Source organism: Anaerocolumna sedimenticola, assembly GCF_009931695.1.
In the GTDB taxonomy this organism is placed as follows: domain Bacteria; phylum Bacillota; class Clostridia; order Lachnospirales; family Lachnospiraceae; genus Anaerocolumna; species Anaerocolumna sedimenticola.
The window spans coordinates 5299942-5323518 of record NZ_CP048000.1 but is presented as its reverse complement, the minus strand read 5'-3'; the positions used below and the strand labels follow the sequence as shown (position 1 = coordinate 5323518).

General features: G+C 34.7%; 26 protein-coding genes. 20 read left to right on the top strand and 6 right to left on the bottom strand.

The features are described 5' to 3' along the window. Positions 1 to 7: 7 nt before the first annotated feature. Positions 8 to 508, bottom strand: coding sequence for a GyrI-like domain-containing protein (locus Ana3638_RS23735; protein WP_161840238.1), 501 nt, complete (start codon positions 506 to 508; stop codon positions 8 to 10). A 492-nt stretch (positions 509 to 1000) separates the two neighbouring features. Further along, the gene (locus Ana3638_RS23730; protein WP_161840237.1) at positions 1001 to 1255 is read right to left on the bottom strand and encodes a hypothetical protein; all 255 of its coding nucleotides are present in this window, start codon (positions 1253 to 1255) and stop codon (positions 1001 to 1003) included. A gap of 427 nt (positions 1256 to 1682) precedes the next feature. Here Ana3638_RS23730 and Ana3638_RS25575 point away from each other — a divergent pair, with 427 nt between their 5' ends. The 7 genes from Ana3638_RS25575 to Ana3638_RS23695 all read left to right on the top strand — a co-directional run bounded on the left by Ana3638_RS25575 (position 1683) and on the right by Ana3638_RS23695 (position 9747). Continuing rightward, the gene (locus Ana3638_RS25575; RefSeq protein ID WP_246240579.1) at positions 1683 to 1826 is read left to right on the top strand and encodes a hypothetical protein; all 144 of its coding nucleotides are present in this window, start codon (positions 1683 to 1685) and stop codon (positions 1824 to 1826) included. Positions 1827 to 1839: 13 nt separating this feature from the next. Beyond that, positions 1840 to 3231, top strand: coding sequence for a GH1 family beta-glucosidase (locus tag Ana3638_RS23720; RefSeq protein WP_202621535.1), 1392 nt, complete (start codon positions 1840 to 1842; stop codon positions 3229 to 3231). Positions 3232 to 3729: 498 nt separating this feature from the next. After that, entirely contained in the window at positions 3730 to 3957 is a 228-nt protein-coding gene (locus Ana3638_RS24755; RefSeq protein WP_202621534.1) for a hypothetical protein, read from the top strand. 469 nt (positions 3958 to 4426) lie between these two features. Beyond that, the gene (locus Ana3638_RS23710; protein ID WP_161840236.1) at positions 4427 to 5059 is read left to right on the top strand and encodes a TetR/AcrR family transcriptional regulator; all 633 of its coding nucleotides are present in this window, start codon (positions 4427 to 4429) and stop codon (positions 5057 to 5059) included. A gap of 591 nt (positions 5060 to 5650) precedes the next feature. Next, the gene (locus Ana3638_RS23705; protein WP_161840235.1) at positions 5651 to 6376 is read left to right on the top strand and encodes a 4Fe-4S binding protein; all 726 of its coding nucleotides are present in this window, start codon (positions 5651 to 5653) and stop codon (positions 6374 to 6376) included. A gap of 558 nt (positions 6377 to 6934) precedes the next feature. Continuing rightward, positions 6935 to 8008: a hypothetical protein gene (locus tag Ana3638_RS23700; protein WP_161840234.1), complete on the top strand. Its 1074-nt coding sequence runs from the start codon at positions 6935 to 6937 to the stop codon at positions 8006 to 8008. A 563-nt stretch (positions 8009 to 8571) separates the two neighbouring features. Further along, the gene (locus Ana3638_RS23695) at positions 8572 to 9747 is read left to right on the top strand and encodes a cache domain-containing protein (RefSeq protein WP_161840233.1); all 1176 of its coding nucleotides are present in this window, start codon (positions 8572 to 8574) and stop codon (positions 9745 to 9747) included. A 339-nt stretch (positions 9748 to 10086) separates the two neighbouring features. Here the strand turns inward: Ana3638_RS23695 and Ana3638_RS25875 are convergent, their stop codons facing one another. Then, positions 10087 to 10500 carry a LysR family transcriptional regulator substrate-binding protein gene (locus tag Ana3638_RS25875; protein ID WP_161840687.1) on the bottom strand — a complete coding sequence of 138 codons (414 nt, stop codon included), beginning with the start codon at positions 10498 to 10500 and terminating at the stop codon, positions 10087 to 10089. A 38-nt stretch (positions 10501 to 10538) separates the two neighbouring features. Then, complete coding sequence (locus tag Ana3638_RS25870) at positions 10539 to 10976, bottom strand: LysR family transcriptional regulator (RefSeq protein ID WP_161840232.1); 438 nt, start codon at positions 10974 to 10976, stop codon at positions 10539 to 10541. 120 nt (positions 10977 to 11096) lie between these two features. On the opposite strand from Ana3638_RS25870, the gene Ana3638_RS23680 reads away from it, so the two are divergent. From Ana3638_RS23680 to Ana3638_RS23665, 4 genes are all read left to right on the top strand, one after another. Next, complete coding sequence (locus tag Ana3638_RS23680) at positions 11097 to 11762, top strand: haloacid dehalogenase type II (RefSeq protein WP_161840231.1); 666 nt, start codon at positions 11097 to 11099, stop codon at positions 11760 to 11762. A 202-nt stretch (positions 11763 to 11964) separates the two neighbouring features. After that, the gene (locus tag Ana3638_RS23675) at positions 11965 to 12681 is read left to right on the top strand and encodes a YdcF family protein (protein WP_161840230.1); all 717 of its coding nucleotides are present in this window, start codon (positions 11965 to 11967) and stop codon (positions 12679 to 12681) included. A 428-nt stretch (positions 12682 to 13109) separates the two neighbouring features. Beyond that, a complete protein-coding gene (locus Ana3638_RS27205) occupies positions 13110 to 13862 on the top strand; it encodes a CPBP family glutamic-type intramembrane protease (protein WP_408609487.1) in 753 nt (250 codons plus the stop codon). Between the two features lie 512 nt (positions 13863 to 14374). Then, positions 14375 to 14863, top strand: coding sequence for a recombinase family protein (locus Ana3638_RS23665; protein ID WP_161840228.1), 489 nt, complete (start codon positions 14375 to 14377; stop codon positions 14861 to 14863). 8 nt (positions 14864 to 14871) lie between these two features. Here Ana3638_RS23665 and tnpA read toward each other — a convergent pair whose 3' ends face one another. Then, positions 14872 to 15240 (bottom strand): IS66 family insertion sequence element accessory protein TnpA, encoded by a 369-nt coding sequence (tnpA, locus tag Ana3638_RS23660; protein ID WP_161837892.1) that lies wholly within the window; start codon positions 15238 to 15240, stop codon positions 14872 to 14874. Between the two features lie 138 nt (positions 15241 to 15378). Here tnpA and Ana3638_RS23655 point away from each other — a divergent pair, with 138 nt between their 5' ends. The 8 genes from Ana3638_RS23655 to Ana3638_RS23615 all read left to right on the top strand — a co-directional run bounded on the left by Ana3638_RS23655 (position 15379) and on the right by Ana3638_RS23615 (position 21504). Next, positions 15379 to 15777 carry a hypothetical protein gene (locus Ana3638_RS23655; RefSeq protein ID WP_161840227.1) on the top strand — a complete coding sequence of 133 codons (399 nt, stop codon included), beginning with the start codon at positions 15379 to 15381 and terminating at the stop codon, positions 15775 to 15777. A gap of 62 nt (positions 15778 to 15839) precedes the next feature. After that, a complete protein-coding gene (locus Ana3638_RS23650) occupies positions 15840 to 16178 on the top strand; it encodes a hypothetical protein (RefSeq protein ID WP_161840226.1) in 339 nt (112 codons plus the stop codon). A gap of 85 nt (positions 16179 to 16263) precedes the next feature. Then, positions 16264 to 16839 (top strand): hypothetical protein, encoded by a 576-nt coding sequence (locus tag Ana3638_RS23645; protein ID WP_161840225.1) that lies wholly within the window; start codon positions 16264 to 16266, stop codon positions 16837 to 16839. Continuing rightward, the gene (locus Ana3638_RS23640) at positions 16770 to 17117 is read left to right on the top strand and encodes a TIGR02391 family protein (protein ID WP_161840224.1); all 348 of its coding nucleotides are present in this window, start codon (positions 16770 to 16772) and stop codon (positions 17115 to 17117) included. Before Ana3638_RS23645 ends, Ana3638_RS23640 begins: the two co-directional genes overlap by 70 nt. A 166-nt stretch (positions 17118 to 17283) precedes the next feature. Further along, the gene (locus Ana3638_RS23635; protein WP_161840223.1) at positions 17284 to 18150 is read left to right on the top strand and encodes a hypothetical protein; all 867 of its coding nucleotides are present in this window, start codon (positions 17284 to 17286) and stop codon (positions 18148 to 18150) included. 481 nt (positions 18151 to 18631) lie between these two features. Then, positions 18632 to 19546, top strand: coding sequence for a CPBP family intramembrane glutamic endopeptidase (locus tag Ana3638_RS23630; protein WP_161840222.1), 915 nt, complete (start codon positions 18632 to 18634; stop codon positions 19544 to 19546). 280 nt (positions 19547 to 19826) lie between these two features. Then, positions 19827 to 20999, top strand: coding sequence for an LCP family protein (locus tag Ana3638_RS23620; protein WP_161840220.1), 1173 nt, complete (start codon positions 19827 to 19829; stop codon positions 20997 to 20999). 142 nt (positions 21000 to 21141) lie between these two features. Then, a complete protein-coding gene (locus tag Ana3638_RS23615; protein WP_246241218.1) occupies positions 21142 to 21504 on the top strand; it encodes an SWIM zinc finger family protein in 363 nt (120 codons plus the stop codon). A gap of 29 nt (positions 21505 to 21533) precedes the next feature. On the opposite strand, the gene Ana3638_RS23610 is transcribed toward Ana3638_RS23615, so the two are convergent. Beyond that, positions 21534 to 22430 (bottom strand): LysR family transcriptional regulator, encoded by an 897-nt coding sequence (locus Ana3638_RS23610; RefSeq protein ID WP_161840218.1) that lies wholly within the window; start codon positions 22428 to 22430, stop codon positions 21534 to 21536. 343 nt (positions 22431 to 22773) lie between these two features. Between Ana3638_RS23610 and Ana3638_RS23605 the strand changes: the two genes are divergently transcribed. Beyond that, positions 22774 to 23406, top strand: coding sequence for a hypothetical protein (locus tag Ana3638_RS23605; RefSeq protein WP_161840217.1), 633 nt, complete (start codon positions 22774 to 22776; stop codon positions 23404 to 23406). The last annotated feature ends 171 nt before the right edge of the window (positions 23407 to 23577 follow it).

Sequence of the window (23577 nt, the reverse complement as noted above, 5' to 3'; positions counted from 1 at the left end):
TTCTACATTATTTTTTTCTTACTGCTGCCCATACCTCGGCATTATCCTTATCGTTGTAGACTTCCAAATCCGGGGCTCCTGATTTCATCTCTCCCGTATCATAGCCGGAATTAAGCAGCTCATAGCCGGAGGTTGGCTGCCACTCTGTTACGATACGAACCTCGACACTCGCTGTTTCAGTGCGTTTGCAAGGGAAAACCGCCCATGTAGCCGCTGGAATCGTATATTCCACCATACCGTCAGGTACGGGCCTGTCCGTAGAACTTGCAATATAGTAGTCAAATTTTTTCGGGTTGGCTGGGTCAGTATTATAAACATTCACACCCATTATACCGAACGGAGGCTGATTCATCAATGCCATAATCTCGGTACTCTTACCTTTGTTAATGACTTCGCTCCATAACGCGGGAACCGTTGTCATGCAGGCATCATTTTCGGTTGTGGTATGTGTTAAAATGCCCACCACACGAAAAGCATTCTTATTTTCGATTCTGAAATCCAAACTCATTTGTATCGCTCCTTTAATTTTTTGTATAGCCTAATCTTTAAGCTACTGAAATTATACTAAATTTAACAGTTTCTTACCTTACATTTCATGACCGAATATGTGTGATTTTAGTATTAATAGTTGTTCGGTTTGATACCCTATTTAATAATTTTAGATTAATTCGATTCTATATTTAAAAGTACAATTTCCGGCTTTCCGCAACTGGCAAGTAATGTGACTGTGGCCACAGTCACAAATTTTTCTTTAGTGTGAAAAGTGTACATTATGGAGGTTCTCATAAGCTTGGAATTGCTTACCGGCGGTGTAGGTAATATCTTTGGTACTTTCTTCGACGTATTAGACAAGCGGAATGTTATTACTGGTCGTTACCCGTTATAGGCAGCCAGGATCCGTGGCAGCCGCAGATCACACGCATGGCAATGCTCTGCTTCTTTATTGTCCTTCAGAGTATCATTTGTTTGCGGAAGAAGAAGTAACGAGACGTAAAATGTGCTAATAAGTATCCGCTGTACGGTAATCAGTTATCGTTACACCCATCGCTTCACTGATTTCACAAGCTTCTTTTAAATTCAGACTTAGTATAACATGAAAACCTGCTTTCATAAAATCTTTTGTAAGAGAAAGACATTTCAGGATATCCTTTTTTGTGCGCTTTTCGGGATTAGCTAAATCTGAAAATACAGTCTTTGCGGATACAGTAATATTAGGTGCGACCTTTTCAAGAAATTCCTCCCAGATGTGATTCATACCCAGTATCATGGACCAATTAATGTCGGGTCAATGGTTGAAAACCGACAGCTCCCATAAAAGTGACCTCCATGATGTTATAATTGTATGATACATTTAATGATGTGATTATATAACTTATTTCATAAAAAAGCAGGAACTAATAATACATTTAAATAAATAATATTGACAAAACATGTGGAAAGTGCTATATATTTAAATGTATCATACATTTAAAACAATACCTTTACAAATTGTAAGACAGAATAAAGGAGAAAGTAAAATATGAAGCCAAGTAAAAAATCCAGTGAAATGACAGTAAGCAAATTAGCAAAGTACATTGATTATTCTGTAATAAAAACCAGATTTCACGGAACAGGAGATTATTGATTTAACAAAGGCTGGGGTAAGATTAGGCGGTGCGACACCTGAAATTATAAAATTGAGGATGGAAGAAGTAGGTGATAAGTGCCAGGTTAAAGACAGCGGCTGCATCCGAACCAGAGAACATTTTCTGCAACTAATTGATATGGGAATCGATACAATGGGTGTAGGCTATAAATCTGTTCCTACGGTATTATATGTGAAGTAGTCAACAAACGTATATGAAAGATATTGAAACGGGAATGGGGGATGACAAAGCTATGAAAAAGTATGAATTTCCAAGCAATTTTACTTGGGGTGTAGCAGCTGGTTCTTATCAGATAGAAGGTGGATGGAACGAAGGCGGAAAAGGCGAAAGCATATGGGATCGTTTCTGCCATACTCCGGGCCACATCAAGGATGGAACAACCGGTGATGTGGCCTGTGACTTTTATCATACATACGAGGATGATATCAGGATGATGAAAAAGTTGGGATATCCGAATTTCCTGTTTTCTATAAGCTGGCCAAGAGTGATACCGGATGGAATCGGTATAGTAAATCAGGCAGGAATTGAATTTTATAGAAATGTACTGACTTGCCTTCGTGAAAATGGTATCAAATCCTATGTAGTACTTTACCACTGGGATCTTCCGCAGAAGCTGCAGGAACGTGGCGGATGGATGAATCGGGAGATTATAGGCTGGTTTGATAATTATGCCAGAACCATGTACCGGGAATTAGGAGACTTGGTAGATAACTGGATTACTGTATTGGAACCATGGGTTATTTCTTTTCTGGGACACGGGTTTGGGGTACATGCACCCGGTTATCAGGATTATTCTTCTGCACTAACGGTTGCTCATCATGTAAATCTGGCTCATGGAACTGCGGTTAAGGCATTTCGTGAAAGCGGCTTGTCTGGAAACATCGGTATTAAGGTTAACATGAGTATGATATATCCGGAAGATCCAAATTCAGCAGCAGATATTGCAGCAGCTAACAGACAGAATGCTGAGATGAATACCCTGTTTTGTGATCCGATATTTAAGGGTACATATCCGCAGGAATACTTTGATTATTTGGTTAAACAGGGGGTAATCCTTCCTGACATAAGACCGGGGGACATGGAACTAATATGCCAGGATATTGATTTCTTTGGATTGAATAATTACAATGGCACCTATGTAAAAGACGGAGGCAGGTGGCCGTTATATGCTTCAGGTGTAAATACGGGGAAACCTGTCACTCAGAATGGTTGGGAATATGAACCGAAATGTTTTTATGATTTATTAAAGAGTATTAACGATACCTATCATCCAAAGAACATTATCATTACGGAAAATGGTTGTGCTTCAAATGACTGGGTAGATGACGATGGTACTGTAACCGATCCGATTCGATTAATTTATCTTAGAAATTATCTGAAGATGTTACATAAAGCATTAGGAGAAGGTATTCCGATAAAGGGATATTTTGTTTGGTCACTGTGGGATAATTTCGAATGGGCAGAAGGGCTATCCATCCGATTTGGAATTATTCACGTGGACTATAATACTTTGAAGCGAACACCAAAGGCAAGTGCTAACTGGTATTCGAATGTTATTAGAAATAATGGTTTTGAGAGCTTATAAGCGATTAATAAAGTAGGGGTATGCAATATGAAAAGAATGCATTCATCGGCCAGTCTTGGGTCAACCACAGCGAAAAGTGCTATCGTAAACGAACTACATTATTGTTGTGTTTTATGCTAGAAGCTAAAACTGTCTGGGGACATACCTGCTTAGCAGGCAATGTCGTTAACCTAAATACTTAAAATTATTTAAAAAGTGGCACTTCGCATTTATTATAAACTTTTAAACACGAGGTGCTTTATGAATTTAAGTGAAGAGATAGTTATTTAATATATTTTACGAAGGAAAAACGAAAACAGAGGGACATTGGATTAATCCAGCTTGCTACTTATTATACAGAATTGTTTATTAATATTTATGGAATTTCATGGATTATTATGGTAATATGTTTATGTTATATTATTGCTGTAATAATCGTGAAATTAATATGAAATGCAGTTGTACTATAAGAAAATTGAGATAGAATTCCTTACTTTCCGTGATTGGGGGTAAGGAATTTTGTATGTTTTAGTGGAAGTCCTGACTTGCGACGATTTCGCTGCCGAGATATATTATGATAAAAATCCGGATGCAGGCTATATGGAGCTATGGCTGCCATTAAGCTCATCGCAAAGGATATTTAAAATTAAGGAAACATGGGATAAATCCAACGGAACACAAAAGCCAAGGTCCCATCAGGCTAAAGCAGCATCTTTTTTGACCGTTCAAGGCACGTGGAAACGATAATAATGATGACGAAATGTGGTTCGGAGGGCAAAAAGTAGGATTTGACCACAAGATGTTATAAATATGTGGAATATCATTTGTACACTAGTACCGGGTATGTATAAACATGATAACTATGGTAAGAATGGAGACGCTTTATAAAAAAAATTATGATTCCAAATGCTTTGTATATTGTTGATCCTCATTATAGACGTGTACGACTAAGGTTCATGTTTAATATCAAAAGGGGATGTAACATAAGTCCCATATGAAAGGTAAGAACTTTGTAATTTTCAACTGAGATTACAAAGTTCTTACTTTTTGAAGTCAGTGAAATTTCTGTACAAATGAATATAAGGATTTATTTGAAAATTTGATCCTTTGAAAACATTGCTCTGAAAATATTTATTCGTTTTGGTATTGACAAACTGATAATCGAAAAGTATACTAACGTTATACTTTTCAATTTAGTTATGGAGGTAATACTAATATGTCACGGAAGGAAAATGAGATAAGATATAGAGAAACCCTTATCACGGCTGCAGAACATGTTTTTGGTAGAATGGGGTTTGATTCAGCTTCCATTGATATTATTACAAATGAAGCGGGGATCACTAGGCGTACACTGTACAGATATTTTAAAAATAAAGAAGAGTTGTATTTTGCTGTTGTCCATAATATTTATGATAAATTGCTTTCGCATATCAGTCGTGGATATCAGTCCGAAAAAACTGGTTTTTTAAAACTATGTTCGGCAAGTAAACAATTAGCTCAACTATGTAAAAGTAACCCACAAATGTTGAAAATCATTAGCTGGCAGGGACAAGTGAAAAAAAAAGCTCTACAGGATAGTTTTTACCAAGGAGAATTGATGAAACTAAATCAACAGTTATTTGAAGAGACTGCTTGTGTGATTGCTGATGGTGTATCGGATGGTAGCATAAAGCCAGGAATTAATCCGAGAAAGATCGCTTTTAGTTTGGTATTCATAATGACTGGATATTATTGTCTTATGGCATCCACAGGGGATAATTTTATAAGCTATTTTTCATTGTTAGAAGAGGATTTCAATGATATATCAATGGATTTGATACTTGGAAGCTTAAAAAATGATCCAGCCTGATTATCGTGAGAAGATAAGGAGTAAACATGCAATTACTGAAACGAATATCGAATAAAATGGACAACTATGCAAACCGAAGATGGTTCCTTCCACTATTACCTATGTTATTCGGAGTTCTCCTAATAATGCATCAGCTGACTTTGCGAATAAAAGGCATGCATGAGGAAATTCCAGACATGAGGTACTGGGGATACAACATGCATTCACTTAAGGAATTTCTGGATAAAATCGGAGCAATCGGACGGAATGACTTCATTAAAAACCTATATGTTGATTTCTTGTTTATTATGCTATTTATGCTGCTCACTTCTCTTTTTATTACATATCTGACCCGGAAAGCGGATATCCATTCCTCACTGCGATATCTGTATCTTCTTCCTTTTATAAGGAGTCTATTGGATATAGGTGAAAATATTATGCTTCTTTTCATTTGCATGCATTATCCATCCAAGTTTCCGATGCTCGCATCAATCTGCAGCGTAGTGACAATAACAAAATTTGTTGTACTTTGGAGCATGGTAATTGTAATGCTTTGGTTATGTATCATAATTCTAGTAAAGCGAATACAAAAAAACGGAGGTGATATATGATATGAAGAGGCAAAAACTTAGAAGAGGTATTGTACTTATTACATTTTTGACATTGCCAATCGTTTTCGATTATTTTTCACCGGCAATTCCTTTTTTTGGAGCTATGGAAGGAATTGTAAGTGGAAGCTTGATTGTCTTCGGGATACTATTCTTGTCATCGTTATTGTTCGGTAGAGCTTACTGTGGCTGGTTATGCCCGGTTGGCGGCTTACAAGAATGCTGCATGATTGCCGTTGACAAAAAGGCAAAGGGTGGGAAATTGAATCTCATAAAATTCTTTATCTGGGTTCCATGGTTGTCTGCAATCATCTTTCTTTTCTTTCTCAACGATGGAATCAAAAAAATTGATTTTACATATATTACTATCACTCATCATGGGATTTCATTGATGGATATGAAGGCTTATATGGTGTATTATGTTTGTTTGACTTTGGCTTTGCTTATATGTTTGCTCAGTGGGAAAAGAGGTTTCTGCCATTATGTATGTTGGGCAGCCCCCTTTCTGATCATTGGTACTAAAATAAGAAAACATTTCAAATATTCATTTATAAAGCTGAATTGCGAACCGGAAAAATGTTCTTCTTGTGGATTATGCAATAAAAATTGCCCAATGAGTCTGGATGTGAAAGATATGGTACAGATGAAAAAAATGTATAATTCAGAATGTATTCTCTGTGGAAGTTGTGCTGACACCTGTCCGAAAAAGGCAATCAAATTATCGCTATGACATCTCCCTAAGTATAATTACGCTTTGGGATAATGAGATTGATACAATGCTTTGGAAATCGATAATCTAATATACAATGTACTTTGCCTCCAAGGGGATACCATCCTTGCACAGCATCTTTATTGTCTTCTCAAGGCATGTGGAGACGGTAGTACGGATAAATAGGGTTAATTGAATAAAGAATTTAGGCCGCCTGTCGTCATTTCGACGCAGGCGGTGCTTCTTTTAACAGAAAGAAAGTGTAAAAATCTTGTAATTAGTAATAAAGTAATCGCAGAATAACTTGTAGCCAAGTTCCCCTCGTGTAAAAATGAGAATTGCAATTGCCAGAATACCCAATCCGATCGCTACCGGTAAATCAGTGCTTGTCTAAGATATAGGGAATAAGTATAAGAGTTTAGAGCGAATTTAAAACAATTGAAAGTCATAAGTAAGCTGGGCATTAGTGGAATTTACATGATAGGAATACCTAATATTTTTTGTAAAAGAAAGACATGATAATTGTATTTATTTGTCAATCTGATATAATGGATATTATAGTATAATGGAGGATGTATCATGGGTTACCAGAGCGCACTTGACTGGCTTTTTAAAAATGGTAATGCAGTGATTCGATATAGAATTGCTGATGAAATATGTAAAAATAATATACCGGTCAATATTTCAGTATTGGAAGAAGAATTATTAAGTAGTAATGAAGTTAGATCATGGCTTTCATATTTCAAACCAAATGAAGTAAGCTTAAGAAATTATCATGGGAGCTTTAACACCTGTTTTGAAAACTGCATGAATAAACTTGTTAATCTGGGATTACATGCAGGTATCAAGGAATTTGACGAAAAGACCTTGCCTCTTCGAAGATGGTTTTCGGATATGATACAGAAAGATGAAGGAAAGTGGGATGTATTTGCCTTGATTATTTTTGCTGCATCCTTTCTGCTGGCAGGTTACAGGGATGAAGCTATTATAACTTTCTTAAAAAAGCGGTTAATTCATGTATATGATTTCACACAATCGCTAGACTATGACCTATATGATAATGCAGAGGTATATGGGGGAATTCCAGTAGCTTTTAAGGGAAGACCTATCATAAAACCTGATTTATATAAAAACGGGTGGTATAAATATCCATTAATATTTGATGTATATGGATTTGCAGCAATGATTGATTCTTGTGATATTTGTGATATGGATAAAATTTATAATATTATAGATTATATTCTTAATACGGAATATCAAGCATTACCAGATGGATATGGAATACTTTCTGCACCGGGAGGAAAATATTATTCTATGGGCTGGGATGTAAAGCTGCCGTGCTTTAATAGTTCGTTTACCGATTTTGATAAATGTGGTTCATTATTATTGCAAAGATTAGAACTTATGGCACATTTTAAAAATGCAGTTAACTCTCAATGGTTTATTTCTGCTGTTAATTATTTGGAATCTTTTCGAACAGTAGATGGTACATATATATTGCCGAAACAATTTCTTACGGAAAAGGAAGGGTATTGGGTAATGGGGATGCATATGGGACTAGGAGAGAATCGAAGACAACGGCTAGCTAATGAAATTGAATCTACATTTTGGATGCTTAAAATTAAAAATACAGCCGGAATATTAACTCTATAATTTATTATTGGATTTGGAGAGCAGCAAAGTACACACCGGTGTTGAGTGATAAAATGTTCAGATCTACAATTTATGTTTTACAAAACAAGGGAATAGGCAAAGAATTGAATTAGTAAATGAAAGAACGAAAATAAAGGATAATGAGCAATCAGTGATAACGCTGGTTGCTTTTCTTTGTTATTATTTGTTAATTAATACTGGAAAAGGTATTCACAGAAGTGTGGTCAGTTTGATGGAACTATATTAAAATTATCATTATTGTATGAATTCTCAAAATACGAATCACCTTAAATTATAATAAAACAAAGTCATTAAGCCATCAATATCTATCCGTATTTTATCATATAACTCCTGCCTCAAAAATCTAACATGATTAGATTATACTTAATTATAGACAATAGTTAATGGAATTTTCTACCATATTATGTTATAATGGTTTTACTTGGTACAGTTAATTATATCCGTAGAAGAATCTGCAGTATTCCCTGCAAAAGAGGTTGAAGTAAAAAGTTATTTACTTAACATCATTCAATTTAATCAAATTAAAATACCGGAGGAGAAATATGAAAAGAACGGGAGACAGCATTTTTAACAGAATAATACCTACTATGAAAAAGACTTTGAAGGAGAAACGATTCAAAGATACGAAAATTGTAAATGTGGCTGTTAAAAAAAATACAAAGGCAAGAAGCGAAAAATTTCATGATAATGTAGCGAAAGTGAGTTTTTTTGCGACAATTAAGTTTAAATTAATAGCTTCCTTTATGGTTCCTATTCTATTTATCATCCTCTTGGGAATCGTATCCTTTTTAAAAGCTTCAGAAGTTATTGAGAGTAAATACGAGAAGGCATCAGAAGATATAATTAATATGGCAGGCGAATGTATGAAGTTTGGTTTTAAATCTGTCCAGGCAAGCGCGATACTGTATGCGAATGATAGTTTAATCCAAAGGTATTCTCTAAGCCACGATGATAAGATAAAAGCATTTGTATATGCAGATTCCATTGCTAATACCTTATGTTCCAAGAAGGCAACGGATGAATTCATCCAAAATATATATTTAATTAATGATAATGTTGATTCTATTTCAACCGGCGAAGGCATTGATAGTGGAATTTTTAAAAGCTTTCAGAAAACAGACTTAAGCAAAATTCTGGATAATAATAAAACTGAAACTGTATGGGATGGCGAAGATGCGTTTCTTGATAAACAGTTGAAAACAAGTGCAGATGATTATTCCATGAGACTTATTAAAAATGTTTCCAATGTTAATGCATTCCTGATTATCGATGTTAAGGCAGACGTTGTGAAAAATATTCTTTCTGATCTGAAATTTGACAAAACCGGTTTTCTAGGATTGGTAACCCTGGATGGAAAAGAGATTATTGATTATTCGTTAAAGCAAAAGGATCCTAGTATTGATATGGAAGCACTCAAATCAGAAAAGATCTTCGTAAACCAAGCTTTCTATAAGGAAGCAATGGCAGGGAAAGAAGTAAGTGGTTCAAAATATGTTAACTATAAGGGCGCTACCTCCTTATTCCTGTATTCTAAAGTTAGCGACACTGGAGCTGCGCTCTGTGCGTTAATACCAAAATCCACTATTACCGGGCAAGCTGATAGTATTAAGAATGCTACAATTATTATTGTTATTATAGCATGTATTTTAGCTATATTAATTGTAACAAGGTTGTCTTCTGGAATTGATAAAACAATTAAGAACATCATAAGTAAATGAAAAATTGCCGCAAAGGGAGACATAACCGTATAGTTTAATTCCAACCGTAAGGATGATTTTTCTATATTGATTGAAGAAATACAATTTACTTTTAATAATAGAAGGATTTATTACAGCAGGTGAAGTTGTTGAGCAGTGAGGTATGAGAATCCTCGACAAATGTAACGAATACTTCTACACTCTTATCTTGATTATGGAAGGTTTAGAGATCTTTTTGTTTGCCCGCCATGGGCGGGTTCTAATGGGTGAAAGTCTCTAGTGGCGTTTAGGCAACGTGGAAGCACATAGCCGAACAGCAAGAGTTATATTAATCCGGAATACTATTGATAGGATAGAGCATCAGACTTTCTTCTTCAGTTCCCTTGCCATCTCCAAAAAATTCATAATAGTGGGAGAAAGCCATTTGTTTTTATGATAAGCAATTTGAGTGAAAACCGGAAGAGGAGGTTTTTCCCATAAAATTTCAGTAAGTAAGCTTTGGGTAATTTCGTATTCAACAGAAACTCGCGGTAATATTGAAATTCCAAGTCCGCTCATAACCAACTGCTTTATAGCATGAATGTTATTTATGCCAATGGTGGTTTTGGGATGAACGCCTGCTCCATTTAAAAGATCATCGATCATGGCACGATAAGTACAATCTTCCTGTGTAGTTATTAAATCCTGACTTTCGAAATCTTTGATATTAACGGAAGCTTTTAGGGCAAAGGGATGGTTAGGTGAAGCAACCGTTACAATAGGTTCATCAATCATCGTCTCTACAATTAGGTCCGGAAATGAAATCTCACGGGTTAAAAAAAGGCAATATCGGCTTCATTATTTTGAAGTAAATCATGGATTGACTTCACGGATCCAAATTTTAAGCTGATGTTAATATTTGGGTATTTTTGGATAAAATTCTTTAGTACTAATGGTAAACGAACAGCACTAAACGATTCATTCGCACCAATTATAATTTTGCCGCCGGTTGTTTCATAATCAGAAAATGCTGATACTGCCTCAGATGAGAACTTGAGTATATTTTCCGCATAATAAAGTAAACGCTCCCCTTCCGGAGTTAATTTGGTTCTATGCCCAAGCCTTTCAAAAAGCTTAACATTAAACTCAGTTTCCAATAATCTTATATGGGTAGTAACAGTAGGCTGTGCATACCCAAGTAATTCAGAAGCATAGCTAAAATTACCTGTTTTCGCTAAAGTTAAAAAAGTTTTCAATTGTTTTATTTCCATATAGAGAACACCTCAAAAACTATTATAAATCATAATAGTTTTTATTTCAATTATCAATTTTACTAATACAATATCGTGTGATATACTCCAATTACAATAATTATAAAAGGAGTGGTTAAATTGATTAAGGCTGTTGTATTTGATGCTTATGGTACTTTATACGATGTACATTCTATAGTCAGGAAATGTGAAAAAATTTATCCAGGAAAAGGATACCAGATAAGTCAGGTTTGGAGACAAAAACAATTGGAATATTCCTGGCTTAGATCCTTAATGGATCGATATCAAGACTTTTGGTCATTAACCGGAGATGCCCTATCCTATGCCCTGGATGAACTTAATTTACAGTATAGTAAAGGAACAATAGAAGACATTTTGAATGAATACTTATATTTAGATCTTTACCCGGAAGTAGTGGAATCTTTACAGGCCTTTCGCCCTTGGAAACTTTCGATTTTATCGAACGGTAGTCCGAAAATGCTTAAGGAATTGGCTGCAAATACAAATCTGGATAAACATATGGATGCTATTATAAGTGTCGACTCTCTAAAAACATATAAGCCTAAAGCAAATGTATATAATTTAGCAGTTGAGAATTTAGGGGTAAACAAAAATGAAATACTTTTTGTTTCATCTAATGGTTGGGATGTGGCCGGTTCAAAATCGTTCGGATTTACAGTAGGTTGGATTAACCGTTTAAATAAGCCTGTAGAAAGACTGGGAATCGAACCAAATTATATTGTTTCAAATTTAGCTGAGTTGGCAAATAAAGTTAAGAATAAATAACTTTAGCGATAAAAAGTAACAATAAGCAGATTTGTTTGTAATGGGAGTGATAATTGAGATTAAATAGTGAATAGTTATAACCATAAAGAATGATATCCTATTATTTTTTTTATCCGTTATGGTATAATAATGTAACCGTTCCCTTTCGCATGGATGTTAAAGTGATGGAATTTTTTAATTAATGGATAGAAAGGACTGTTTTATGGATATTAATAGTCTGGCAAAAATCATATGGGATTATCATCATATGAATCATAAGGTTGAAAAAGCCGATTGTATCATTGTTCTGGGCAGTCATGATACAAGGGTTGCAGTTAGAGGAGCTGAGCTCTATCTGAATGGTCTTGCACCAATTATAGTTTTCTCTGGTGGATTGGGAAGACTTACACAAGGTTTGTGGGCGAAACCAGAAGCACATATATTTTCTGAGATAGCTATAAAGGCTGGGGTACCAGAGGATAAGATTCTGATTGAAGACAGATCTACCAATACTGGAGAGAATGTCTTATTGGCAAGAGAACTGCTTTGTAGAAAAGATATTATTCCATCCAGTGTTATTGCTGTTCAAAAACCATATATGGAAAGAAGGACGTTCGCTACCTTTAAGAAGCAATGGACTGAACTGAATGTAATGGTGACTTCTCCGCAAATGAGTTTTGAGGATTATTGTGATAATAATCCCAGTAAAGATATAGATCGGGATGAGATAATTAATATCATGGTGGGAGATATGCAGCGGATCGCATTGTATCCACGTAAAGGATATCAAATCTATCAGGAAATTCCAGATCATGTATGGAATGCTTATGAACAGCTCATTAAGCTCGGATATACGAAGCAGCTGATAGCTGAGGAAAATATTAAGGAATCATATCACGGGAGAGGCGGAGAAGGTGATACCGGAGGTACAGACGGTTGATATGTTCCCTGGAACGGTGCATGTGGAGACGGTCTGTCTGCTGGGGAGAAAAGCCTGATTTTAAGCGTTTATGTGATTATAAAGTGAATTTACGAGTAAGCTTTGAATGAATTCCTTACTCTACTGTTACAGGTGGGGTGAGGAATTTTGGACATATGACGGAAGTAGAAACATTTTGGCAGAAGCAAATCTTATAGCAAAAGATAAAAAATATTATGTACAACAGATCAAATATCGTTGTTAAAAAATATTCAATAGATTAAAGAGTTGTTAAATGAAGACTATTAAGTTAAGTATCTTAAAACGATCCTAAGATATAGAAGAACTTTAGATGGATATCCTGAGTGCATTTTAGCAGGTGATTTTTGTTTTCTTCATTCTATTGAGTATGGTATAATATCTTAAGAAAACATGAAAGGAATATTAGAATGAGAAAGTACATATTAGTGATATTACTACCTATTGAGATTATCTTATTCTATCTCTTAAGTCACCAGATGAGTTTTCATGTTATGAGATTTGTCGTTAAGTTCTTGTATCCGGTATTCAAACATTGGGATCCTGAAAACGTGTATATAGTTTTAAGTTTAAATGGTATAATCTGTGCAATGATTTCAATGTTTTGTATCATAGTTTATTGTGTAGTCACTAAAAAGAACCTCAAAGAATGTGGCTTTAATTTAATTAATATAAAGCTTTCACTGAGATTGGTTGTCCTTTTTCTTGTTGTTTTTATGACGCTCTATGTTAGCATTGGTACAATCGCAGCAAGAAATGGTTTATTTGATTATAAGTTTCATTTCCAATTCAACCTAAAAAATTATTCTGGCATCTTTTTGTTTGAACTTTTTATCTCGGGTTTGGAGGAAGTGTATTTTAGAGGGTTTCTTATCCTGGTACTATTAACACTATGGAAGCCAATCTTTAAAAGCCAAAAGTATTTATACATAGCGTTAGTGCTTGCCTCAACATTGGTTTTTACATTAAGGCATATTGGCATGACACTGTATCCTTTTGAAATCACTTACTTGGTTCCACTTCAACTTGTTGTGACAACGGTCATGGGATTGTCATGCGGTTACATTTTTCTGAGAACAAAAAGCCTAATTGGAGCATATATGGCACACAGCATAAGTAATGCATGTATTTATATTTTCTTGGCAGTCCTAAACGTAATTTAAGATGGGGCAATATAGAAAGTAAAGAAATCATTGGGTAAAGTGGGTAAAATGTCACTCAACTTTATACCCTCATAATATACCACAGAGTTTTTGCCATGTAGTATTCCAAATTTTTCATCACGCATGTTGAGACGTGCGGATGGATATTTAATTTCATAAAATTACTAAATTTATTACATATAATATAAACGGATAAAAGTCCTAATTGAAGTAGTTGTCGGGATATAAAAAAAGACTCAATAAGATGAAGTGAATCTATATGAGAATTCTCAAAAATCATTTTCCCGCCAAGGCCCAACTAGGATTAAACGGCATCTTTTTTGACCGTTCAAGGCATGTGGAGACCGTAATCCTGTTGCAACGCTCAGAAGCTTTATAAATAGCGAGGTTACAGGGTCTTAAATAGAAATATATTTTGACGTGAAAGAATGATACGATACTTTCACGTTTTTTCTTTTTTGATAAAATATTAATGCACCATAATATTTTATATAGATAGTGAAGGAATACAAATGAAAAATATCTGGATTATACCCTCTGCACCTAAAGAGAATAAAAAGATGAAAGTTGCTGCTTATTGTCGTGTCAGTACATTTGGTCCAGCTCAGTTACATAGTTTGGATACCCAGATAGAAGCTTACGCAAGAATGATAAAAAATAATAAAGATTGGAGATTTGCCGGTGTATTTTATGATGTCGAAAGCGGACTGCGTAGAAAAGGAAGAACCGAACTGGATAAAATGCTCAAGAAAGCTGCAAAAGGCAAAATAGACTATATTATTACAAAGTCAATCAGTAGAATATCAAGAGATACTTTAGAGGTTTTAAAAATAATACGTTTTTTAAGAGAGCGAGGGATTAATATGCATTTTGAAAATGAAAATTTAGATTCAATCAATGTAAATAATGAATTTGAAATTACATTAAGGAGTATGTTGGCACAGGATGAAAGTAGAAACACAAGTATATCCACAGGCAAGGTAGATATGCTCAGCTCGTGAGATATCACCTAACATAGTTGTTTTATCTCCAATAAAACCGAATGGATTAATTCAGCTGTAGCGGTGTTATTAATTCCAATATCAACTCCATTTACAGACAGAGAAACATCCGCAGTCATAGTTCTCTGAGGAACTGAAAGTCTAGCAAAAACAGTATTCTCCTGGTGAACGGGCTGAATTGCATTTTCTGTTGTGACTGCAGGAAGGGATTCTAATGTCTTTATGCGTATTTTTCTTAACCAGTAGTAATAACTCCCCTCAAGAATGCTGTTTTGTTGACACCACTGTCTGACTGGAAGTCCACTGGTTGTGCACTCTTGAATAATGGAAGACCATTTCTGTAAACTATAATGATTCTTTACTTCTTGTGTCGTCACTTAAAATCCTCCTATCCGTATTTTGAGAGGCTCAAAATACTTGTAATAGTAATTTAAGTGATTATCTCATAAACATAATGCATTGAAAATCCACTTTCTTGTTTGACGGTTACGATGTAGGAAAAGAGATAGTAACTCTTGAAAACCAAATGCTATTATTTGACGGAACAGTATCAAGGGGTTTTTGCGAATAACATTTATGTACGAATTATAGATACCAACACACCTAAAAACTCTTCAGCTGATATTAATATTGTCGAAACCCTTTGGAAAAAACGCTTTGGAATAAATGCCACAGCACTTGAACGCATCATTCTGTATTTACAAAGTCCAGAAGATTGGATTGACTCGCCTGAAGAATCTAGAAAATACTATAAGTTTGCACCGGAATTTATCATAGAAAATGTCTCAGCCTCTGATGACAGAGATGGTTATGAGTTCTACCTGTTTGGGCAATATGATAACCGCCCTCACTGGTATGATATCAACATCTATTATCATCAAACATTATTAGACTCCTTAGGGGGGCGGCCTTAGATGGTGGTCGATACTTCACAGTAACTCCCAAAACTGACGGGCTATCATTAGATAAAAATAGGATGAACTGGGATATTAGTTATAAGTATTTCATTAAAGGGTCAATAGATTATATTGCTCATAAATTTTATATTACCGACGACATGGATGAAGAATTTACATCAAGAAGACGATTTTTAGAATGCGTTCTTATATTTGATTCGGAGCTTGAGAAAATAAATTTTGATAAGTTTGCTGAAGAAAATTATACATACTATAATGCCTCCGATTTTGAAGGAAGACTTCCTCTTTTTCCAAATATAGAGGGCTATGTAATGAGTGCTTTTAAAAAAGATTATATAAATGCACTTATTTTGAAAAAAATGCTGAATGATTTTAGAGACAATTTATTAAGTAGATGATTTGAATATTTAAATATGAATGTTACTTCATCAGTGATATGGATAACATTGCTTGTATGTGATCTTCGCTTTATATAGGATGGAGGTGGTTAAATGGCAGGTTAAAATATTAGATCAACAGCAGCTAAAAGCTGTATGTGACGTTTTAGCTCATGCCAGCGAGGGATTTTCAAAAAGTGAATTATCTCGGTTATTGCAACAGAGTCAAATAGATTTAGCTGATGATGGGAGCTCCAACAACGGCTACAGTTATACATTGGGCTTAAATAAGCGAGATTGGTTGTATAATTGCTTGGTGAATGAAATCAACACCAATAAATCGTTTCAGCGGGTTTTTGATTTCATTGTTAAAGCGTTAAACCCTGTAGCCTTTACAGTGCAAAGTAATAGAGAAAAATATCTTCATCTTTTAGAAGAAACCAACAAAGTGTTATTATTAGCTGGTTTGTCTGTTAGTAAAGAAGGGAAGATCGTTGATGTAGTGAAGGCAACAACATTGGACGAAGTAGATAGGCGTGTGAATCATCTAAAGCGGAACTTTATAATAGGACAATTCACAATGAGGTACAGAAATATTGCATTAAAGATTATTTGCGGGAAGATTACTATGATGCAGTGTTTGAAGCAGCTAAAGGATTGGCAGAGCGTGTACGCCAGATAACCGGTTTGTCTTCAGATGGTGGAGAATTGTTTCAAAAAGCATTTGCTAAAGGTGATCCATATCTGTTTTTTAATTCTATGCAGACAGATAGTGAAAAAAGTGAGTTTACTGGAGTAAAGGAATTGTTAGAAGCTATATTTCATTTGGCAAGAAACCCAGCAGCCCATACACCTAAAATTAACTGGAGAGTGGAAGAGACAAAGGCTCTAGATATTTTGACATTAATATCATTTGCCCACAAATATCTGGATGAGTGTCATAGGATGCCAAATAAGTAAGCAAGGAGGATAAAAAACATGGGAGTGGTGTTGGATAGTAAGGAAGATAAGATTATGTTTATAAAGACAATAAACAATGAAAAAGCAACAGACAAATTAGAATTTGTAGGGCGGGATTTTACTGCTGACTATTTATAGTATGGAGCGTTAGAAAGGAGAAACTTAAATGACTAAATTTAATAATGAAGCTTATGAAGCATTAGTTAATGATTTAATAAATGATGCTTTTTATCTTGAAGGTGCTTCAAGGAGGGGAACTATTGCAAAAATAAGACAATATGCTGAAGTCATAGTGAGAAGAATATTAAACCTTCCTAAAAAAACCAAAGTTACATTAGGCGATGAAAGAATCATATCAAAAATTAAAGAAAAAGATAATCCGTTACTGTTAAATTCAATAAAGACTATTAATAAAATGGGTTCAAAATGCACTCATACCCAATTTACAAGAGAGATAACAGAAGAAGAGGTAAAAACTGTAATAGACAGTCTTTTCAATTTATATGCTTATTTATTAATCGCTTATTTTGAAAAATATGAGTTTGGAACGAATTTGGGAGTTGTACATCAATTTTCGATTTTACCACCTATTATAAGGCATATAACCTTAGAATATCTTTATAGTAAATACCCTGAAAACTTAATGATTATTGATAAGCTATCTTTGGTACTATTAAAAGCACTCAATAAAGAAGCAGCCATAAAATGGATAGAAGAAAGGAAAGAGAAATTAATGCTTACCCCTTCTGTTACAAAAAGTGAGGAAAAAGATATTGTTGAAAAAGCAGGAGAAGAGCTTGCAAGAATAATTATTACTACAGCACCTAATATGTATGACCTTTGTACTGAGAGAATTAATTTAGTAGCTGATATTATAAATAAAAATGGGAAATTATATAACGATTTTGAAAGTGCAATTGATTATTATAGGGAGAGTGGTGCAATTAATGGTGAATCTTCTGATATAATAGAGTTTAATTCAATTATGGAATTTTTGTACCTTGGAAGAAAGTCAAACAGTGAATTAAATTAGTTAGAAAAATTGACTTCACGGATTCAGAGTTTTAGCTGATTTACTATGTAATTTTAATCAATTTTTGTGAGTATATAAAGAAGTTGACAAATTCCAATTTGAAAAGTAGAACTGGAGTAAATAGTTCTACTGAAAAACTGCTAAGACTAAAACCTTCAGTACACTGAGGGTTTTATTGTTGGCAGCTTTTATCTTTACTAAATTAAACATCGAAAAATAAGAGTTGTCATGGTATAATCAGTACAAATATTTTATTAAAAAAAGGGTTGAGCGTCGAAATTATTGAAAATATACCCTGACGCCAAGGGGGTACCAGGCTCAACGGTCATCAGAATTGCAGCAACAAGGCATGTGGAGATCTGCTGCTTTTTGTCAAAATATTAGTGCAAAATCCCATCTTGCATCTCACTGTTAGAAGAATCGTTTTTAGGGGGATTAGAAGCTTACTTTAATGTTCAAAAATATACTTGTGGGAGGCTACGTGAAAGTTTTAAATCATTATTTAAAAGAGAGTTTGCTGTTTCTACAACCAAAAACAAGTAAGGTGAAATTAAATATTCCATTAACAATTGTAGTTTATTTTTTATTGTGGTTGATTGGACTTGGATTAGGACGTTTATTTGTGCAGGCAGTGTTCAACGTTCTTGGGTTGATGACTAATGTTAATGGGACGATTATGATTACATTAAGAAAATTAATAATCTGCGGAGCACAGATAACAATTTTCTTCTCATGGGTAAAATTTGTGGAAAAACGTCCTGTGAATTCTATTGGTTTAAAAGCCAACAGTCCTTTTAAACTATATATTACCGGATTTATGATAGGTTTATGTGCCATAACAGCGATTACCCTAACTTTGCATTTAACAGGAATGATAAAACTAAAATATTATCCGTTATATTATGGTTACATGATAATAAATCTCGGTAGTATAGCATTGGGCTGGATTGTACAAAGTGCTTCTGAGGAAATCGCAATAAGAGGATGGCTAATTCCAAGTTTAGAAAAAAACTGTACTCCAGTTATGGCAATTTCTATCACAGCAATTATATTTGGTATTCTTCATTTATTTAGTTCTGGAGTAACAGTTTTATCTTTTATAAATTTAATATTATCAGGTGTATTTTTCGCAGGTTATGCCATTCTTAACGGTAATATATGGGGAGTTTGTGGGCTGCATTTTGCCTGGAATTTTGCTCTTGGAAACATCTATGGTCTTCCTGTCAGCGGTTTTGCTGCTAATGGTGAAAAAATTTTTCAAACACAACAAATAGGATCCAATTTACTTACAGGAGGGGATTTTGGCCCTGAGGGTGGACTTGTAACAACAGTTACGTTATTGATTGCGATTGCTGTATTAATATTGAAGTGGAAGAAAAACAATATAAATGGATAACTCATAGGAAGCCTGGCAGATAAGACCTTGAAACGGTCGAACCTGCCAGGCTTCCTATGAGTTACAATCGCTGATTATGGTTTTTAGAGGGGAAAAGGGATCATGTAATCTGATCCCTGACTTTATACCGGTGTTGGGGTATCTGTACGATATGATTTTACTTCCTGTTTTTGTCTACCGCAGTTTTTTCTTTATAAGTTGACAGAAATCATAATATGGTCAATAATTAGAGAGTATGTAACATTAATAACTCTATATAAAATACGGAAATGGTGATCCTATGTCAAATAGATACGAAGAAGATTTATTAAAACAGCAAGTACTTGAAATCATGAATGATGAAAAAGCAGAGAAAGATACAACGGAGATAGAAGAAAGGGAAGAGCAAGGATGGGCTCCGCAGCCAAAGAAGTCTCCTTCTCGAAAAAAGAAAAATCATAAGGTGTTAAAAATGGCAGGCATTATGGTTTTAATTCTACTGATTCTAATTGTCTTAATTATTGGAACAAAGCCGGGACGCAGCATTATCTATAAATCAGCAAGCACCTTTGCCTCTCACAATATGAACAACGAAGAAATTATCAAGGAATACGATGCGGCAGGCGGTGCAGAGCATGCTGACGGAGCAAGGCACGAAGACTATGTAACCAATTATCTGATCTTCGGTATCGAAGAATTCGGGGGAGCCAGAAATACCGATTCCATGATGATTGCCTCCATCAATACCAAAGATGATACCTTAAAGCTTACCTCGTTGCTTCGTGACAGCTATGTTGATATACAAGGTTATAAAGCAAATAAATTAAATTCTGCTTATGCAAGGGGTGGAGCGAGATTATTGGTTGATACGATAGAAAAGAATTATAAGGTCCAAATCGACGGTTATGTATCGGTCGATTTTAAATCCTTTGAGAAAATAGTCGATCTATTAGGCGGCGTAACAATTGAGCTGGGGAAAGAAGAAGCACAATACCTTAACAAAACCAATTACATATCGCAAAAGAAAAATCGAAATGTAAAAAAAGGTGTTAATCATCTCAATGGTAATCAGGTCATGGGATATGTCCGTGTACGAAAAGTAAAAACCCTGGGCGGAGTAAATAATGATTATGGCCGTATTGTCCGACAGCAAAGAGCTTTAAAAGCGATATTTGATAGCTATAAATCTCCGAAAAACCTGTTCAAAATTCTATCCGTTACAAAAGAAAGTCTGGGTTATGTGACAACGAATTTAACACAGGATCAGATAGAAAAAGCAATGGCGGATGTGGTTGAGAATAAAATAACAACCTTGGATACCTTCCGAATTCCGGTTGACGGAGCCTTTGACGCACCTAAGAAATACAATGGAATCACTTATCCGATTGTTTTAGATTGGGATAAGAATAGAGTTGAATTATATAAGTTTATATTTGATGATACAGAGAAAGAAGCGGTTGCCGCATTAAAGTAATAAGTCAAGATTGTAAGCTATCTGTGTGTAAAATATCTTGGCACAGAGTGAAAGGCAGATTTTTTAAAGATTAAACCAACGCCAAGGGGGTATCGAATTCGAGGGAGAGGTTGTCGGTAGTGAGAAAGAACCATACCATGTGATGATTGACACCGAGCATCCTAAAAAATCCAAATGCAATTGTCCGCATGCCGATGGGAAAAAAATTGTATGTAAGCACAAGATAGCCCTGTTTTTTACAGCCTTTCCTAAGGAAGCCGATAATTACATAACTGAATTTGAAGAATATGAAAGAGAAGAAGAGGATCGGGAACAGGAACGCTACGATCAGATTGTAAAATATGTGGAGAGTCTGTCAAAAGAAGAACTGAGGATGGCATTAATTAATGGGTTGGTAGAAGCAGATGAATCATTTTCAATGCCGGATAAAAAATTAGGCTCAAAAGTGCAAATTTTGAGCCTTTTTTCGGCCGATCTTTATAGAAAGGGTAATTGGAAGATTTAGGTTTCATTATACCAAATCTACAATATTTCTCAACTTTTTAATTCGCCAAGTATTTTTAACTCATAAAGAAGTTCATTATAAAGCCTTTCTGAGGCTTTTTCCAGTTGCACTTTTTTACGAATAACACCAACCATTAGGCTAAATTCTATATTTGCTAATTTTCGTCTTATTGTCATATCTGGAACTGGTTCAATGGCAGCTACAGGTAAGATAGAACAGCCAATACCAGCTTGAACAAACTGAATAATTGTTCTTCCATCGTTAATTTGTATCATAGATTTAAGGGGGATTCCTGAAGTACTAAAATGCTTATCAATCTCATTTCGATAAGAGCAGTAGGATTCTGTAAGAAGTAAATTTACATCACTTAAGTCCTTAAGAGTAATCTCTTCTTTTTTGACAAGTGGATGTCCTATAGGCAGTAACAAATCCATTGGTTCCAAACAAATAGGTTCAAACAAAAGGTTAAGATTAGCTGGGGGAGCAAACCCTATTCCGATATCCAGCTGGTTATTTATTATTTTTTGTGTAATGACTTCCGAACTGTTAAGTTCAAATGTCAGTTTAATGTTTGGATACTCCTTACAGAAATCTATTATTTTAGGAATTAGCAAAGATCTTCCAATTGTACTTATTGTCCCTATTCTAACATGTCCCATTTGACCAGTAACAAAGTTATCCATCACTTTTTTAAAAGTATCTGCATGTTCAAGAAGTAACTTGGCATTCATCCAAAAAAAATCACCTTCCTTTGAGAGGTGCATTCTACGGCCTTCCTTTTCAAATAATTTAATTCCCAACTCTTCTTCAAGCTGCTGAATATGAAGTGTAACGGTAGAGGGCGCATATCCCATCTTTTCTGCTGCTTTTAAGTAACTTCCTTCTGTAAGTATATTTTTAATAGTTTGAAGCTGTTTTAATTCCATATATTCTCCTATAGTTCATTTTTACTGAACTAAAACCATAATAATTTTATATTGTCAATAGAATAGAAATATTTTATCATAAAAGCAAAAAAAAGCAAATTGCATTGTAGTTAGGAGGAAATTTTATATTATGTGTTTAGAACAAAATATGAAAGGTGTTGCTATACAACTTGGCTATGAATCATGTGGAATAATTCAAGTAGATTATTTCAATGATTTCTTTGACTAAAAAATAGGTTAAGTATTTTCTAATGACACTAAATGATTCTAATAAAAATGTACAGGAAACGGCTCAATGGGCACTGGATATTAATTTAAAGTAAGTGATACGAAAGGAGGCTGTATGAAAAAATATTTAAGAAGAAGTTTGATGGTAGTATTGTTAATGGTATTGCCATTTAACATACTGGCATGTAATAAGGATAATAATGTAAGTGTGTCAGATACAGAAATCGAAATCACACCAATCGCAGAAAATATAGAAACCATTGATTTAGAGGAAAGAGAGAATGATACTGATACAGACAGTGAATTAGTTTATAAATCATCAAAAACTTTAGCTGAAAATATTGATATTTTAAACAATATCTTAGAAACAAAATACGGAAAAAGCTTAACTCCATCTACAGCAGAAGATTATGAAAAGGCTGGTCAATCTGATTGGACATTAGTTTTAGAGGATAATAAAGTTGGTATTGATACGTCCACATGGAAATTTGACTATGATTCAAATTCGGATGATAGTAAATATATGGATGCTATATTGACAACATTTATTTTCTTTTGTGGAGAAGAGATGGGAAACTCATTATGGTCACTTACTGGTGATTTATTAGATGGTGGTGCAGATGAAACACAGTATGGATTTAAGCATGACGGAGGTCAAGTGGTTTATAAAAATGGCAATGTAGCGGCATATGAACCTGGTAACAATAAGAGTACCATATATATTTGGCTAACTCCAAGTGAATACTGACTCACATCTCATTTGATTGATACACTGCCGCCAAGGCACCACCAGGCTCAAGCGGCATCTTTTTTGAACGTTCAAGGCACGTTGAAACGATAATTCTGATGACGAATAGTGGTTTAAAGGGCAAATGAGGCAGGTCAACCACTGTATGTAGTGGTTTTGGAGTAAAATAAA

Coding starts and splice junctions, on each gene's coding strand:
- Ana3638_RS23735 (WP_161840238.1), bottom strand. CDS start 508: ATGAGTTTGGATTTCAGAATCGAAAATAAGAATGCTTTTCGTGTGGTG.
- Ana3638_RS23730 (WP_161840237.1), bottom strand. CDS start 1,255: ATGAATCACATCTGGGAGGAATTTCTTGAAAAGGTCGCACCTAATATT.
- Ana3638_RS25575 (WP_246240579.1), top strand. CDS start 1,683: ATGGAAGAAGTAGGTGATAAGTGCCAGGTTAAAGACAGCGGCTGCATC.
- Ana3638_RS23720 (WP_202621535.1), top strand. CDS start 1,840: ATGAAAGATATTGAAACGGGAATGGGGGATGACAAAGCTATGAAAAAG.
- Ana3638_RS23710 (WP_161840236.1), top strand. CDS start 4,427: ATGTCACGGAAGGAAAATGAGATAAGATATAGAGAAACCCTTATCACG.
- Ana3638_RS23705 (WP_161840235.1), top strand. CDS start 5,651: ATGAAGAGGCAAAAACTTAGAAGAGGTATTGTACTTATTACATTTTTG.
- Ana3638_RS23700 (WP_161840234.1), top strand. CDS start 6,935: ATGGGTTACCAGAGCGCACTTGACTGGCTTTTTAAAAATGGTAATGCA.
- Ana3638_RS23695 (WP_161840233.1), top strand. CDS start 8,572: ATGAAAAGAACGGGAGACAGCATTTTTAACAGAATAATACCTACTATG.
- Ana3638_RS25875 (WP_161840687.1), bottom strand. CDS start 10,500: ATGATTGATGAACCTATTGTAACGGTTGCTTCACCTAACCATCCCTTT.
- Ana3638_RS25870 (WP_161840232.1), bottom strand. CDS start 10,976: ATGGAAATAAAACAATTGAAAACTTTTTTAACTTTAGCGAAAACAGGT.
- Ana3638_RS23675 (WP_161840230.1), top strand. CDS start 11,965: ATGGATATTAATAGTCTGGCAAAAATCATATGGGATTATCATCATATG.
- Ana3638_RS27205 (WP_408609487.1), top strand. CDS start 13,110: ATGAGAAAGTACATATTAGTGATATTACTACCTATTGAGATTATCTTA.
- Ana3638_RS23665 (WP_161840228.1), top strand. CDS start 14,375: ATGAAAAATATCTGGATTATACCCTCTGCACCTAAAGAGAATAAAAAG.
- Ana3638_RS23650 (WP_161840226.1), top strand. CDS start 15,840: ATGAACTGGGATATTAGTTATAAGTATTTCATTAAAGGGTCAATAGAT.
- Ana3638_RS23635 (WP_161840223.1), top strand. CDS start 17,284: ATGACTAAATTTAATAATGAAGCTTATGAAGCATTAGTTAATGATTTA.
- Ana3638_RS23620 (WP_161840220.1), top strand. CDS start 19,827: ATGTCAAATAGATACGAAGAAGATTTATTAAAACAGCAAGTACTTGAA.
- Ana3638_RS23615 (WP_246241218.1), top strand. CDS start 21,142: ATGATTGACACCGAGCATCCTAAAAAATCCAAATGCAATTGTCCGCAT.
- Ana3638_RS23610 (WP_161840218.1), bottom strand. CDS start 22,430: ATGGAATTAAAACAGCTTCAAACTATTAAAAATATACTTACAGAAGGA.
- Ana3638_RS23605 (WP_161840217.1), top strand. CDS start 22,774: ATGAAAAAATATTTAAGAAGAAGTTTGATGGTAGTATTGTTAATGGTA.